Origin of the sequence: Desulfatibacillum aliphaticivorans DSM 15576 (assembly GCF_000429905.1) — a bacterium.
In the GTDB taxonomy this organism is placed as follows: Bacteria; Desulfobacterota; Desulfobacteria; order Desulfobacterales; family Desulfatibacillaceae; genus Desulfatibacillum; species Desulfatibacillum aliphaticivorans.
This window is the reverse complement of the sequence record NZ_AUCT01000001.1, coordinates 64598-78614: the sequence shown is the minus strand read 5'-3', so window position 1 is coordinate 78614 and position 14017 is coordinate 64598. Positions and strand designations below refer to the sequence as shown.

Here is a 14017-nt window from a genome sequence, read left to right as displayed (position 1 = left end):
ACACTTATAATAATTGTCCAACTAAGTGAGGAAGTCAAGAAATGAAGAGGAAATCGGCGGGTTCTTCGAAAAAAATGGGGGAAAGCCCTTGCGGACTTTCCCCCGGATCAGGAAGGAAGGATGCTGCGAGTTATGGCTATTTTACGTTCAGGTGCTCGTACTTGGGAAGCATGCGGTATGCTTTCTTGAGAGCGTCCCGGCGGAAGGGTTCGGCCAGAACCTCTTCGCCGCCCTGGATGACGCCTTCGATGACGCAGGGCTTTCCGGAAGCCACGGCGTCTTTGACCACGTCGCCCACTTCGTCGTAGTTTTCCACCCGGTAACCCTTGCCGCCCATGTCTTCCGCCAGTTGGGCGTAGTTGGGGTTTTCCCTCAGGTTGGCGCCGATGAAGCGGTTGTCGTAGTAATCGATCTGGTTTTTCTTTTCAGCGCCCCATTCGTAGTTGTTGGCCACGATGGCGATGATGGGAATATTCTCGCGCACGGCGGTCATGACTTCGGCGATGCCGCTGATGCCGTAGGCGCCGTCGCCCTGGAAGGCGAAGACCGCTTTGTCCGGGCATCCCAGTTTGGCGCCCATGGCCGCGCCGTAAGCGAAGCCGCAGTTGCCCCAGGACAGCGCGGAGATGTGCTGACGAGCGCCGTTGAACTGGAAGTAGGAGTTGCACATGGACGAGTTGTTTCCGATGTCCGTGGCCACGATGGATCCCTCAGGCACAGCCCTGGAGAGCTCCCACAGGAAGCGGCGGGGATGCATGAGCTTGTTGGTGGAGCTGGACCATTTTTCCAGTTCGTCGTCCCAGATTTTCTTTTCCTTGGCCACGTCTTCCAGGCGGGCTTTGTCTTCTTCCAGGCCGGGTTTGGCGGCCTTGACCAGCGTAAACACTTCCTTGGCGAATTCGCGGCAGTCAGCCAGGACGGCCAGCTCCACCCGCTTGGACAGGCCGAGCACGGCGGGATTCACATCCACCTGGATGATCTTGGCGTTTTCCGGCCAGTAGGTCATGTCGTACTGGGGCAGGGTGCCGAAGGGTCCGAGACGGGAGCCCAGGGCCAGGACCACGTCCGCCTTGGCGATGGTGCGCATGGCCGCCTTGGAGCCGCAGTAGCCGATGGGGCCTACGGACAGCTTATGGGAGGACGGGAATGTATCGTTATGCAGATAGGAATTGACGACAGGCGCGGTCAGGTACTCGGCCAGGGCCTTGAGTTCGGCGATTGCGTCCGCCTGGGACACGCCGCCGCCGGCCAGGATCACGGGGTATTTTGCTTCGGCCAGGAGCTTGGCGGCCTCTTCCAGGGACTGCCTGGGGCCGGAGCCGTAAGTGATTTCCGGGGTGGTGTAAATTTCGTCTTCGCACACGCCGTAGAACAGATCCCGGGGGATGTTCAACTGGGTGGGGCCGTTGTAAGTCTTGGCCATGTAGAAGGCCCGGCGGGAGAGCTCGGCCATGCGCTGGGCCGCGTTTACGCGGACCTGATACACGGTTTGTTCATGGAACATGGGCATCTGGTCCAGTTCCTGGAATCCTCCGGTTCCGATGCCCAAGGTGCCGGCTTCGGGAGTGATGGCGACCACGGGGGAGTGAGCCCAATACGCGGCGGTCATGGCGGACACGAAGTTGGCGGCGCCGGGGCCGTTCTGGGCGATGCAGGCCTGGGGCTTGCCGGTCACGCGGGCAAGGCCGTCTGCTGCGTGGCAAGCGGCTTGTTCGTGAGCCACGGAGATGAAGCGGATGCCCGCCGTGGGAAAGAGGTCCAGGGCGTCCATATAAGCGGAGCCCACGATGCCGAAGATGTTTTCCACGCCTTCAGCCACAAGGGTTTCCACTAAAGCCTCGCTGGGGGTCATTTTTACTTTGGCCATTTGTCAATTCCTCCTGTTTTTTAAGACTAAACTTGAAGTAAGTTGTTGAACTTTTACTGCATCAAGCGTTTTATCGGCCGTGTCGGGTCGCTCCGCGTTAAAGTACTCGCCGGTCGCGGGAATATGGATGACGGAATCATCCCGAACAACTTTATTGCCGCCGCAGCTTCGCGTGACCCGACCTACATGTGGGCAGGAACGCTTGTTGAAACGCCTTTGTTTTATGCTGCTTCCGTATGCATTCCCACGCGAAGCATGGGAACGAGTTTTATTGTTTTGCGCCGTGTCGGGTCGCGCTGCCTGATTAACCTGCTGTACAGGTCGAACTTCATGTCGCTTCGCGACCCCGGCAGGATACTGCTCTGCCGGGGCTGCCCGTTCAGGGCGCCGCCTGCAGCCGATATGCAGCTGCAGGGCCCCGTGCCTGCTTTTTTCAGACGTTCACAGGGGGCGGCGTCCTTATATTGTATCTGCAGGGTTTCGCAGGCTCAACCCAGGCTACGTTGCGTTGGGAGAGCCGAAGGTTGGGCTGAGCGCCGCGAAACCCGACAACGTGTACGTCAATCGTGCTCCAGTTCGTGCTTGACCGAATTGGTCATAATGCGCTCGAACAGGGGCGGGTGCAGCCTGTGGATGATCCACGACAGCTTGCCCACCATGGACAGGACTGCCAGGGGCTTTTGTCGCGCCGTGGCGAAAAAGACTTCCTGGGCGGTTTCCTGAGGCGTGGCGATTTTTCCCACCGTGGATTGGGGGTTTTTCGTCGGCTTACCGTCGAAATCCAGGGCTGCCTTGTCAATATTCGTCTTGGTGAATCCCGGGCAGACGATGGTCACGTCCACGCCTTTGTCGCTCATCTCGGACCGGAGGGATCCGAACAGGCCGTGCAGCGCGTGCTTGCTGGCCGAATATCCCGTGCGCCCCAGCAGGGGGGAAACCCCGGCCACGGAGCTGATGACCGTGATGGCGCCTTTGTTCTTTATCAGTTGGTCGATGGCCGCCTTGGTGCAGTACAGGGACCCGAAAAAGTTCACGTCCATGACTTTGCGGTACACGGCGGTCCGGGTTTCCTGAAAGGCGCTGCGGTGGGTGATGCCCGCGTTGTTGACCAGAACGTCGATGCGGCCCATGTCTTTTACGACGGATTCCATGACCTTCCAGCAGGCGTCTTCGTCCGTGACGTCCAGGACGTATCCTTTACAGGGGACTCCTGCTCCTTTAAGTTCCTTCTCCAGCGCCTCCACCTGGTCCGGGATCATGTCCGTTGCGGCTATTTGGGCGCCGGCCTTGGCGAATCTCCGGCAAATGGCTTTACCCAGGCCGCCGGCCGCGCCCGTCACCACCACTACTTTGTTTTTGAAGTTTCTCATAGCAACCTTCTTAGGCGGTCAGCCTTTCATAATTTCAGCTTACACGGTGCATGTATCGGCGTCTTCTTCCTCGGGCGGTAGTTTACTCCGGGAGAATATCTGGGAGACCACCAACCCGGCAATGATGTGCCAGATGCCCCACCACGCCACGACAATGGCCATGCCGCCCAGGCCGCCGAAAAAGTTGAAGACCAAAAGCAGGCCCAGGGCCGAATTCTGGATTCCCACCTCGATGGCAACCGCCCGTTTGTCGCGGACGGGCAATTTGGCCAGATGTCCGCTTGTGTAGCCCAAGGTCAGGGCCAGGGCGTTATGGATGAACACGGCCAGGGCCACCAGCCCCACCACGTTGATGAAGTTCTGCCAGTTGGCCAGCAGGGCGCCCAGGACGATGAGCATGAAGACGCTCAAGGAGAAAATCTTGAACGGCTTCCTGACCTTGTTGGCCAGGTTGGGAAACACCTTGGACAAGGTGATGCCGATGGCCATGGGAATGCCCAAGATGACGAATATGGTCACGAACACATCCGAGGGGCTTAAGTGCACCTCCTGCAAAATCGGCGCGGTGTTCGGGTTCAAGGAGCCCCAGATGGCAAGGTTCAGGGGCGTCATGAAGATGGCCGCGCAACTGGAAATGGCCGTCATGCTGATAGACACCGCGCAATTGCCCTTTGCCAGGTAGGTAATGATGTTAGACAGATTGCCTCCCGGACATGACGCCACCAGGATCATGCCCATTGCCATGGACGGTATGAGCATGGACTTGGGCAGGATCATGGTGAGGCCGAAGGTGAAGGCCGGAAGCAGTATGAACTGGGCGAGCAACCCGATAGCCGGCGCCTTGGGTGAAACCAGAATGCGTTTGAAGTCTTCCAGTTTCAGGTCCAGGGACACGCCCAGCATCATAAGGGCAATGGCCGCGTTGATGCCTAAAAGGCTCTTCTGGTTGAAATTCAGATGTATTTGGTCAATAACCGCTGGGTCCATACGCTTCCCCCCTTCTTTTTATTGGGTTTAAGGCTTTGTTTTGACGCATTATACTGAATACGCCCCCAGGTTCGCCAAAGCGGTGCTGCCTGGGCTGATGGTCGTGGGATCGGTCATGACGTTGATGCAGCAGGTTTTGCCGGTCTTGAAGGCTTCTTCCAGGGCCGGACGAATGTCTTCGGGTTTTTCAACCAAAAAGCCCACGCCGCCCAAAGGTTCGATCATCTTGTGGTAATCCACGCGGCCGATCCAGGTGCCGTCTTCAATGGCGTGCCCCAGACGCAGTTCCTGGCTGTGACGGATCATGCCCCAGCCCAGGTCGTTGGAGATGACCACGACGATGGGCAGGCCCTTGCGGATGGAGGTTTCGAATTCCATGAAGTTAAAGCCCGTGGAGCCGTCGCCGGTGATCAGGCAAACGCGGCTGTCGGGATTATGGAACTTGGCTGCATTGGCGTAAGGAATGCCCACGCCCAGGCATCCGTACAGGCCGGAGTCCAGGTAGGTTCCGCCCTTGCGCACGGTGCGGGTCATGCCCATCCACACGGAGGTGTCGCCGCCGTCGGCGCACACGATGTCGGATTCCAGGTTCATGAAGTTGTCCACTTCGCGAGCCAGGCGCATGGGGTGGATGGGGGATTCCGGGCTTTCCCACTGGGCGTTGGCTTCCACGCGGCCGTCGATATTGGCTTGTTCCAGGGTTTTGACCCATCCGGCGTATTTTTCCTGCATGGCGGCGCCATTGCCTTTTTCTTCCACCAGACGGATCATTTCAGCGATCAGAGGCTTGATGTCGCTGGTTACGGGCAGGTCCACGGCCTTATTGTGGCCCAGTTCCTGAGGTTCGATGTCCACCTGGACGATCTTGCAGGTGGGCGGGAAGATGTCGCCGAAGATGTAGTACAGGCTGAAGCGGCTGCCCAGCATGATGAGCAGGTCGGTGCTGAAGCTGGCCATCATGGCTGCGCCCGGGCGGATGGCCAGGGAGCCTTCAAAGCACAGGGGGTGGTCGTCGGAGACGATGCCGCGGCCTTGGGTGGAGGTGAAGATCGGGATGTTGGTCATTTCCACGAACTTTTGCAACTCGTCTCCGGCATCGGAATACCATGCGCCGGAGCCCGCAATGATCATGGGGGTGTTGGCCTGCTCGATCATTTCCAGGATGGCCGGAGCCTTGGACAAGTCCGCGGGACGGCATTCCACCTGGGTGGCCAGGCGTTTTACCTTGGCGGCTTCGGGCTTGCAGTTCAGCATGTCCACGGGGAGTTCCAGGTACACGGGGCCGGGCCTGCCGGTGGAGGCGATGCGCATGGCCATGTCGATGTACTCATACACCCTTTCAGGATGATGGCAGACCAGGGCTTTTTTCACCATGGGCTCGATGACCGGCGCCTGGCGCATGTCCTGAAGGTCCAGTTTGTCCACGGATTCGATGCCCACCACGCCGGAGATGAGAACCAGGGGCGTGTTGGAAAGACGCGCGTTGGCGATGGGGGTCAGGGCGTTGGTGAAGCCGGGGCCCGCCGTCACCATGGCGATGCCGGGTTTGCGGGTCATGCGGCCGTATGCTTCGGCCATGAAGACCGCGGCTTGCTCATGACGGGTGTCCATGAGCTTGATGTCGGTGTCTTCCAGAAACTGATAGATGGGGGTGATGTGACCGCCGCTCAGGGTGAAGATGACTTCCACGCCCAGGTCGACCAGGGCTTCAGCAGCCAGTTGTGCGCCCATTTTGCATTCTGCTTGGCATTCCATAATATTTTACTCCTTTATAAAAGTTGCTTAATAGAAAAAGGTCAGGGCTTTGTTTTAGCCCGAATAATTATTTACAGTTCCATCAACTGGCCGCCCGTGACGTTGATCGCCTGGCCGGTCAGGTACGAAGATTCCTTGGAAACCAGATAAACCGCCAGGGAGGCCACTTCCTCAGGCTCGGCGATGTATCCCAGGGGGATGGTCTTGCACATTTCGGCTTTCCGGTCTTCAAATGTGGTCTGGAACACCTGGGCTTCCAGGTTGAGGCGCCACCTTTGGAGGTCGGTCATGATCTGGCCGGGGCATATGGCGTTTACGCGCACGCCTTCGCCGCCCAGCTCCTTGGCCATGACCTTGGAAAGCATGATCACGCCCGCCTTGGCCACGGAGTAGGCGCCGTTAAAAAGGGCGGGGAACTTGCCGGCCCGGGAGGCCACGTTGACGATGCGGCCCTTGTTTTCCCGCAGCATGGGGGCCAAGGCCTTGGACACCCGGTACACGCCGTGGAGGTTCACGTCGATGGTTCTGAGCCAGGCGCCTTCGTCGTAGTCGTGGATCGTGCTGGGCACGCCGAATGATGCTCCCGCGTTGTTGAACAAGGCGTCCATCCTGCCGAACTCCGCCTTGACCACTTCCACCATTTTGTTCACGGATTCGGTGTCGGTGACGTCCATTTCCACGGCGATCACCTTGACGCCGTATTTGGCTGCCAGGCCGGCGGCCGTCTCGTTCATTTCCTCGGTGGTGGGGGGCGCCTGCTCGGATTCGCGGGGGCCGGGGCCTCCCAGATCCGTAATCACCACGTCGGCGCCGCAAGCGGCCATTTTTTCCGCAATGGCGTAGCCGATTCCCGTGGTTTTGCCCGCGCCGGTTATCAGGGCGACTTGTCCTTTTAAATCATCGTACATGGTTTCACCTCGTTTAATTGTCGTTCAGGGGCGCAGCCGGTTTGAGCATGGACTCGATCATTCCGACCAGTTGATCCAGGATGGCCTCCCGGTCCAACTCTTCCATGTCCCCTTCGATTTCCAGATATTCCAGCAAACGTATTTGAAAATGCCGCGACACGAAAGAAAGCAGGAGCACGATGTACATGCTGTTGATGAAGAACGCCGTCATGCTGGCGTTGATGTCCGGCCTGACGATTCCCGCTTCCATGCCTTTGCGGATAAGATTTCTAAGATGATTGGCCGTGTAGTGCTCCACCTCCCGGGTGAGGGCTTCGGCGAATCGCTCCATGCCCACGGAGGATACATTTAAATAAAGAAGCACGAATTCCGGGCTTTCCATGGCAAAGGCCGAGCCTTTGCGGAAGATGTGATCGATCTGCCTGTATATGTCCCAGGACTTGTCAATGCCGCCGTACACCGCCGTCCGGGACTGCTCCAGAGCCCGTGCGCAAACATGCACATAAATGTCGTCCTTGGACTCGAAATAATTGTACATCGACCCCTTGGCCACCCCGGCTTCCCGGGCGATGAGAGCCACGTCGGTCTTGGTGTAGCCTGTTTGTGCAAAAAGTTCGGCGGCCACCCTGAGGATGCGCTCCCTTTTTTCCAACGGCAGATTATTGAAGGTGGATTTCGGCATATGTTATTGCGGACAATAAAGATATTGAATGACGTCCGCTCACCCTCCCTTTAAATTATTCGTCCAAAGACCCATGACTGACCGGTCAGTCATACCCTAAATGACCCATGGGTCAGTTGTCAACCAAAAAATGCTTCCATTTTGTAATTTTGTTGTTTTTGTGTTTGTCGTTGATGATTTTTTGGTGGGGGGGAGACAGGGGCGTGGGGCGGATCTGCTTTAAATTGGTATGATATTTTCGTGAATAGCGCTCAATATCCTGAAATTATTTGATTTCAAATAGATCTGCATGCATTCCCACGATGGAGCATGGGAACGGGAGGGCGGGTGTTGGGAGGTTTTTTTGAGTGAAATTTTGGGATTCTATTGCTTGGAGGGTTTTAATACGTGTGCTTGCGCACCCCGGCACGATACTGCTGTGCCGGGGCTACCCATTGATATTAGGCCGGATTGTGCTTTGTAAGGGCATGAAACCATGTAGCCGCACAGCTTGCTGCGTCATGGGACGCGCAAAGTGCGTTATGGGCAGGCACGGGGGCCTGCAACTACAGGCAAGATACTGCTTTGCCAGGGGCGTCCCATCATGGCTGTCGGCGGTTTAGAATAAGGCCGGGAGCTATGCACATAACCGGCCAGCCGCGGCATGCAATGCCGGGGGCCGAAGGCCAATAAGACGACCGGGGCGTATTTGAATTCCCATTCACTGATGCGAACCCTTTCTATTTCAGACGCCTGGATTCTAATTACATTTTTGGGCCGCCGATTATTAATGGACTCCACAGTCTTTCCTGGCCGCCCTTATTGCGCTGCCGCGCCCTGGCAGGCTACTGCCCTGCCACGGCTGGCCGCTTGATGGAGCGTAGGCGGGACATCAAGTTACTTTGGCAACACAAGGCTGCGTTCCAACCTCGGCAGGGTGCTGCTTAACCGGGAGGGCAATATAAATCATAAAATTAATCAATATCCTGTTTTATGTTGCCCCTTTTATCGACAACCAAGAATCCTCCGTGACCAGTATGAGAAGCGTCTACATAATCATACATTACAAGATAGTTTTTAGCGCCAAGATCGTTTTTCAACTTCTCAATATTCTTTAATTCCAATTCTCTTTGATCCAACAAACTTTTTTTCAAAGGCTCCAGACGCTCTGCGCACTCCGGTATGTCAGACAAGAGCCGTTCTGCATGAACTATTTGCCAGTATGCGTAAGTATGTTTTTGGAAGTTAAGCTCCTTTAATGTAGATACCGGTATTGAACTTAGTATGTTGTATTTGTTGAAGCGCTCAGGGGCGTTTTTAAGGAGAATCTCTTCAGGCATAGACACGTGATCCATGCCTATGACTGAAAATCTTCCAAGAAAAAACGACAATAGAACTAACAAGATCAATATGGTCCATCTTTGGCTGTTCATTGGCCTCCCCGTACTCGTTACTCAATACTACCCATTATCGCTTCCAGGTTTCCACGCCGTTGACGATGGTTGTGAGGACCTGGATGCCACGAAGATTTGCGGGATCGACCTTTAAGGGATTGGCGTCCAGGATGACGAAGTCGGCGTATTTGCCGGGCTCGATGCTGCCGATTTTTTTCTCCATATGAAGCTGCCAGGCGGAATCGATGGTAAGGGCTTTCAGGCCTTCCATGACCGTGATTCTCTCCCCGGCGCCGATAATTTGGCCGGACTTGGTTTTCCGGGTGACGGCGGTTTGGAGCAGGCTTAAAGGATCTTCCGGGTACATGGGCGCGTCGGCATGCAGCGAGCAGGTCAGGCCTTCGGCCATGGCGCTGTGGACGGGCAGCATTTTTTCTGCGCGGGCTTCTCCCAGGATGTCGTCCCGAAGGGCTTCTCCATAATAATAGATATGGTTGACATGAAAACTGGGCGCCATGTTCATTTGCTTCATTTCGCCCAGGAGTTCGGGCGGAAGAAGCACGCCGTGCTCGATCCGGTGGCGATGGCCCCGTTCTCCTGTTTCGGCCATGGCCTGCTTGAGCATGTTAAGCACTTCCAGGGTGGATTGATCCCCCTGGGAATGGACGCTGAGCTGCCAGCCTTTGTCGTGCCAAGTTTTGAGAGCGTTGTAGAATTCGTCCTTTGGGATGACCGGCTCGCCCCGGTGGTTGCGGGGGAGTCCCAGCCCGTTTTGGGTCAGGTCGGATTCCAGGTAGGGCTCCTTCAGGTACATGGAGCCCGTGTATGGCGAGCCGTCGTACCAGAGCTTGACGCCCACCACCTTAAAGAAATCGTCTCCGTTTTCCACTTGATCCGGGATCAAAAAGGGCGTGTCGTGCTTGATGTACACGAAATGCCTCACCGTGGGCGTTTTGTTGGGGAGCAATCCAACCAGATCCAGGGCGCGGTGGAGGTATTTGGGGTGATCGGAGGACAAGTGCTCGTAGAGCATAAAGGGCTTTTTGTCCTTGGCGAACATGCCCATGGTGGTGATGGAAGTGATGCCTCGGCTCATATACTCCTTGTAGACTTCCACTACGTTTTGCTTGATGTTGAACTTCTTGATAGCGGCATTGCCGAAAGGCTCGATGGCCTGGACCTCGGCGATGAATCCGGTCAGGTTTCCGTTTTCGTCCTTCTCGTAATAACTGCCCACGGCGGGGGCTGGGGTGTCCGTCGTGATTCCTATTTTTTCAAAGGCCAGGGAGTTGGCCCAAGCGGAGTGAAGGCTTTGGGCCAGGATCACCACAGGGTTGTTCGGCGCCATGGCGTCCAGTTCCTGGATGGTCGGAGCCTTCAGTCCTTTGACCAGCATGGGGTCAAATCCTTTGCAAAAAATCCATTCGCCCTTTTCGGCGCTGGCGGCTGCGTCGCGGAGTTTGGCCCAGACTTCTTCCGGCGAATTGTTGGTGAAGCCGCTCAGGTCCGTGAAGCTGTACAAATAGGCGGAGAGATCCGGGTGGGTGTGCACCCCGATGAAGCCCGGCATGAGGGTTTTTCCCTGCAAGTCCAGGAATTCCGTTTCCGGATCTTTTTGCGCCAGGACCGTTTTGTGAGAGCCCATGGCGGCGATTTTGCCGTTTTTCACCAGCACGGCTTCCACGGTTTCAGGGTCGGTTTCGCTCATGGTGAGGATGTCGCCGCCGTAATACAAGGTCGAGGCGTTTTTAGCGGAGAAGCAGCCTGCGGTGGACATTGTCATAGCCAGGGCCGTAATGAGCAGCAAAGCTGACAAATACGGGTTGCGGCGGTTTTTGCGGGCGTTAGGGGGCGGCGCAGTTCCATTGCTGGTATGATTCATTGTTTGCTCGCTACAAAAAGGTTTGAAATTCGGATGGAGGTTAACCAGGCCCAGATGGGACTCTTTATACAAGGGATTTAAGAAAGGTGTCAATGCGATTGGGAGACGACGGGCGTCGGGGCGTATGGGATAGGTTGAAAATTTGTTCCAATAATCGTTAGGAAAAAAGGAGGGGGAAACAACTTGCGGGCGTTTCACCCCTCCTGCTCGAAAAGCCATGCAACGGCTCTCCGGGGCCCTTCGGGTTTTTAGGCCCGAAACCCTCTTGGCGGCCCCGGAGGGAAAGGGTTGTGCTGTGTATTTGTCGTTTACCTGACAGAATCGTCGTATCCCACTCCGATTTCGGAACCCACAAAGATTCCGTTGATGTCGAAAAACTGGATTTTGCCGACGCAGGTGGGGGTCACGTCAATGTCGTAACCAAACCACTTGACGACCGGGCTGCACCAAGTATTGACTTCAAAATCCAGCTCCGTGGTCGGGGAAACGCGGGTGCCGCAGTTGCCGCCCAGCGTCCTGTATCCCTCTTCCGGGATGCGGCCGATGATTTCGCCCGTGCCGCTGTAGAAGTCAATGTAGTAGTTGATTTCATTGTCGCTGCGATTCTGGAGATAGAACCAGTTGATTCCAAGGTAGATGCCAGCGGCGCCTCCGTCGGGCGGCATGTAGTAATCCCAGCATGCCGGGCAAAGATGGATTTTACCGCTGTCCCAGTGGCCCCATCCGCAATTGCCTGCGGTTGCGGCGCCAGCGCCCAGTACCAGAAACATCACGAACAACAATGCAGCAACTTTCTTCATCGTCATAACTCCTCCTCAATGTGGAACGTTAAAATCCTGCCTGGTGAAACACCCGCAAGTTGTCTTGATCAAGCCCGGGTAGGATGAGGGCATGAATTGGGATATTGAACAGGTTTGGAAAGGTATAATCATGATACTAAACTCTCAAATGAAGGCTGGATTAATGCATAACCGACATGCAATGACAGCAGCATACCAAGCAGCAGCCGAAACGGCAACTGTATTTTGTTTTTATAACAAAATAGGACCATGAAAATTGATTTATTGGGATAATATTTTTTTGAAAAAGAGGGGAATATTCGCTGATGATGGTATTGACTCTGAATTCCTCTTTGCAAGGAAGCTCAGCAACTGCCTAATACCAGAGGAAAACCTGACAGGATCAGGAGAATGCTTGTAATAATTTGAAAGGATTTTTCGCTCACCAAAGTATGCAAGCGATCTCCCAGAAAAAACGCCGCAGGCAGGGCCAGGAACAAGGGAAGGGTGATTTGAAGGGCGTCCAGGTTCAACCGACCGTTCAAAAAAAATGCCAGGACCAAAAAAGTGTTGAAGCTGAACCATACCGTGCACAAGGTGGCCCGGAAGGCCGCCTTGGGCAAACGCTCCCCCATGAAGGCGTATGTGATGAACGGGCCGCCCGTGGTGTAAAAGGCCTGGGCGATTCCGGCCATGATCAAAAGGAGAAAGGAGGCCGGACGAGACATGGTGAAATTCCCCTCTTTGCCCCGCAAATGCCCCCAAAGCTGACGGGAGGCGAATCCCACGACGATCAGTCCCAGGAGCCATTCAGGCGCGGCGTTTTTGAGGATTTCGTACAACAGCAATCCCGCAATCACCCCCATCCCCATAAAAGGATAGACGCGTTTTATGAGGAGCCTGCGATCAATGTGGGCGCGCTCCTTCCAGGCGATGGCGCCTGTGGCCGCCACGGTCAGGGGGATCAGCACGGGCACTAGCCGGTCCACGCCCATGAAGTGGGCGCCCAGGGTGACGGCGATGAGCGAGGCGCCGAACCCGGTGAGGGCCTGGGCCGTATAGGCCAAGAGGACAATGGGCGCCAAAACGGCTATTTCCATGGCCGGACCGGTCATTCTTCGGAGGCTCCTGCGGGCTGTTTGCGGCGGGCTGCGCTTTTCATGCCTTGCTTCCTTAGCACAAAATTGGAGGCGGCGCCCGTCTCAACAGGCGAGGGCGGGGCAAATGTAAAAGAAATGTCACATTCAAGGTAAAAAGGGGATATCCGCCGGATGTGTGCTATTTTGCCGGTAAAGGCTGAAAAGCCGCACTTTTGACTGGAAAGGCCATATCATGCACTATACTATGTTCGACACCCCTATATTGCGCACCATCTTTCGTTGGATTTCCGTGTCCGGCCTGTGGGCCTTTGGATGGAAGACCGAAGGCGATCCCCCGGAATCGCCCAAATACGTGCTCATTGCAGCGCCCCACACCTCCAATTGGGACCTTCTGGCCACCCTGTGCATAGCCTTCAAATACCGTATAAAAATCTACTGGATGGGCAAGGACTCGTTGTTCCGCTTTCCCATGGGCCCGGTGCTGAAATGGCTGGGCGGCATCCCCGTGGTGCGCAGCCGGTCCACCAACATGGTGGAGCGGGCGGCTGCGGAATTTTCCAACCACGACCAGCTGGTCCTGGTGATCCCCCCGGAAGGAACCCGGGGCAAGGTGCGTTGGTGGAAAACCGGTTTTTATTACATCGCCCATACCGCCAAGGTTCCCATCGTTATGGGCTTTGTGGATTTCGGCCGCAAGGTGGGAGGGCTTGGACCCGAATTCATTCCCACGGGCGACATCGACAAGGACATGGAGGAAATCAAAGCCTTTTACAAGAACATCAAGGGCAAGCGGCAGGCTCTTTTTTCAGATCAAAGCGTGTCTTTGCAGAGGTCTCAAAAAGAGGAGATCCATTTTAAGACCGAAGAGGAAAGCGACGTAAAAAAAGCGGTGTAGCCTTTTCTTTCCATAAAAAATTCGAGCCTGCATTTCCTTAATTGGAGTGCAGGCTTTTTATTTGGGGAACCTTATGGGATTTGCGGGCTCTTTATTTTTTCTCGGCCAGCAATTCCTCCAATTCCCGGCGAATCTGATCCCGCTCCTCCTCCAGCTCTTCCAGCTCCATGATCTGGCTGACCCGGACCGAGTGGGCCGGCAGGCTGGCCTCCCGTTCCTTAACCCTGGCTTCCAGGTCTTTCAGCTTTTCTTTTAAGGCGCGAATTTTTTCGCTCATGGTTTTTGGCCTCGGCGTTGGCGAGCCTTGCAGCCCGTATGCGGTTGCGACGTCTCCTTGCCTATAAACGCCGTCATTCCCGCGCGCTTTTGGCGGGAAGCAAGCGTCTTCATTTCTCTTGGCAGGCACGGAGGCCTGCAGC

At 55.8% G+C, this 14017-nt stretch carries 13 protein-coding genes; 2 read left to right on the top strand and 11 right to left on the bottom strand.

The window, feature by feature from the left end; translation table 11 throughout:
* Positions 1-136: 136 nt before the first annotated feature.
* The 9 genes from xsc to G491_RS0100320 all read right to left on the bottom strand — a co-directional run bounded on the left by xsc (position 137) and on the right by G491_RS0100320 (position 11630).
* On the bottom strand, positions 137-1867 hold the full coding sequence (xsc, locus tag G491_RS0100360) for a sulfoacetaldehyde acetyltransferase (protein ID WP_028313172.1): 1731 nt from the start codon (positions 1865-1867) through the stop codon (positions 137-139).
* Between the two features lie 560 nt (positions 1868-2427).
* Positions 2428-3237 carry an SDR family oxidoreductase gene (locus G491_RS28795; protein WP_051326920.1) on the bottom strand — a complete coding sequence of 270 codons (810 nt, stop codon included), beginning with the start codon at positions 3235-3237 and terminating at the stop codon, positions 2428-2430.
* A 39-nt stretch (positions 3238-3276) separates the two neighbouring features.
* Complete coding sequence (locus G491_RS0100350; RefSeq protein ID WP_028313171.1) at positions 3277-4224, bottom strand: bile acid:sodium symporter family protein; 948 nt, start codon at positions 4222-4224, stop codon at positions 3277-3279.
* A 48-nt stretch (positions 4225-4272) separates the two neighbouring features.
* Complete coding sequence (locus G491_RS0100345) at positions 4273-5979, bottom strand: thiamine pyrophosphate-binding protein (RefSeq protein WP_051326919.1); 1707 nt, start codon at positions 5977-5979, stop codon at positions 4273-4275.
* Between the two features lie 71 nt (positions 5980-6050).
* A complete protein-coding gene (locus tag G491_RS0100340) occupies positions 6051-6887 on the bottom strand; it encodes an SDR family NAD(P)-dependent oxidoreductase (protein ID WP_028313169.1) in 837 nt (278 codons plus the stop codon).
* Positions 6888-6900: 13 nt separating this feature from the next.
* Entirely contained in the window at positions 6901-7569 is a 669-nt protein-coding gene (locus G491_RS0100335) for a TetR/AcrR family transcriptional regulator (protein WP_012610530.1), read from the bottom strand.
* A 953-nt stretch (positions 7570-8522) separates the two neighbouring features.
* Positions 8523-8981, bottom strand: a complete 459-nt coding sequence (locus G491_RS0100330) for a hypothetical protein (RefSeq protein WP_028313168.1) — start codon at positions 8979-8981, stop codon at positions 8523-8525.
* A gap of 34 nt (positions 8982-9015) precedes the next feature.
* Positions 9016-10824: an amidohydrolase gene (locus G491_RS0100325; protein WP_169829368.1), complete on the bottom strand. Its 1809-nt coding sequence runs from the start codon at positions 10822-10824 to the stop codon at positions 9016-9018.
* Between the two features lie 308 nt (positions 10825-11132).
* Entirely contained in the window at positions 11133-11630 is a 498-nt protein-coding gene (locus G491_RS0100320; RefSeq protein WP_035217262.1) for a hypothetical protein, read from the bottom strand.
* An 85-nt stretch (positions 11631-11715) separates the two neighbouring features.
* Here G491_RS0100320 and G491_RS35190 point away from each other — a divergent pair, with 85 nt between their 5' ends.
* On the top strand, positions 11716-11877 hold the full coding sequence (locus G491_RS35190) for a hypothetical protein (RefSeq protein ID WP_157467852.1): 162 nt from the start codon (positions 11716-11718) through the stop codon (positions 11875-11877).
* Positions 11878-11968: 91 nt separating this feature from the next.
* On the opposite strand, the gene G491_RS0100310 is transcribed toward G491_RS35190, so the two are convergent.
* The gene (locus G491_RS0100310) at positions 11969-12718 is read right to left on the bottom strand and encodes a sulfite exporter TauE/SafE family protein (protein WP_028313165.1); all 750 of its coding nucleotides are present in this window, start codon (positions 12716-12718) and stop codon (positions 11969-11971) included.
* A 217-nt stretch (positions 12719-12935) separates the two neighbouring features.
* On the opposite strand from G491_RS0100310, the gene G491_RS0100305 reads away from it, so the two are divergent.
* The gene (locus G491_RS0100305) at positions 12936-13598 is read left to right on the top strand and encodes a lysophospholipid acyltransferase family protein (protein WP_012610526.1); all 663 of its coding nucleotides are present in this window, start codon (positions 12936-12938) and stop codon (positions 13596-13598) included.
* 91 nt (positions 13599-13689) lie between these two features.
* On the opposite strand, the gene G491_RS0100300 is transcribed toward G491_RS0100305, so the two are convergent.
* On the bottom strand, positions 13690-13875 hold the full coding sequence (locus tag G491_RS0100300) for a hypothetical protein (protein ID WP_028313164.1): 186 nt from the start codon (positions 13873-13875) through the stop codon (positions 13690-13692).
* Positions 13876-14017 lie beyond the last annotated feature (142 nt).

What these genes read in the sequence shown, in the direction of transcription:
- G491_RS0100320 (WP_035217262.1), bottom strand. Translation starts at nt 11,630, where the DNA reads ATGACGATGAAGAAAGTTGCTGCATTGTTGTTCGTGATGTTTCTGGTA.
- G491_RS0100305 (WP_012610526.1), top strand. Translation starts at nt 12,936, where the DNA reads ATGCACTATACTATGTTCGACACCCCTATATTGCGCACCATCTTTCGT.
- xsc (WP_028313172.1), bottom strand. Translation starts at nt 1,867, where the DNA reads ATGGCCAAAGTAAAAATGACCCCCAGCGAGGCTTTAGTGGAAACCCTT.
- G491_RS0100350 (WP_028313171.1), bottom strand. Translation starts at nt 4,224, where the DNA reads ATGGACCCAGCGGTTATTGACCAAATACATCTGAATTTCAACCAGAAG.
- G491_RS0100310 (WP_028313165.1), bottom strand. Translation starts at nt 12,718, where the DNA reads ATGACCGGTCCGGCCATGGAAATAGCCGTTTTGGCGCCCATTGTCCTC.
- G491_RS0100340 (WP_028313169.1), bottom strand. Translation starts at nt 6,887, where the DNA reads ATGTACGATGATTTAAAAGGACAAGTCGCCCTGATAACCGGCGCGGGC.
- G491_RS0100325 (WP_169829368.1), bottom strand. Translation starts at nt 10,824, where the DNA reads ATGAATCATACCAGCAATGGAACTGCGCCGCCCCCTAACGCCCGCAAA.
- G491_RS0100300 (WP_028313164.1), bottom strand. Translation starts at nt 13,875, where the DNA reads ATGAGCGAAAAAATTCGCGCCTTAAAAGAAAAGCTGAAAGACCTGGAA.
- G491_RS0100330 (WP_028313168.1), bottom strand. Translation starts at nt 8,981, where the DNA reads ATGAACAGCCAAAGATGGACCATATTGATCTTGTTAGTTCTATTGTCG.
- G491_RS0100345 (WP_051326919.1), bottom strand. Translation starts at nt 5,979, where the DNA reads ATGGAATGCCAAGCAGAATGCAAAATGGGCGCACAACTGGCTGCTGAA.
- G491_RS0100335 (WP_012610530.1), bottom strand. Translation starts at nt 7,569, where the DNA reads ATGCCGAAATCCACCTTCAATAATCTGCCGTTGGAAAAAAGGGAGCGC.
- G491_RS35190 (WP_157467852.1), top strand. Translation starts at nt 11,716, where the DNA reads ATGAATTGGGATATTGAACAGGTTTGGAAAGGTATAATCATGATACTA.
- G491_RS28795 (WP_051326920.1), bottom strand. Translation starts at nt 3,237, where the DNA reads ATGAGAAACTTCAAAAACAAAGTAGTGGTGGTGACGGGCGCGGCCGGC.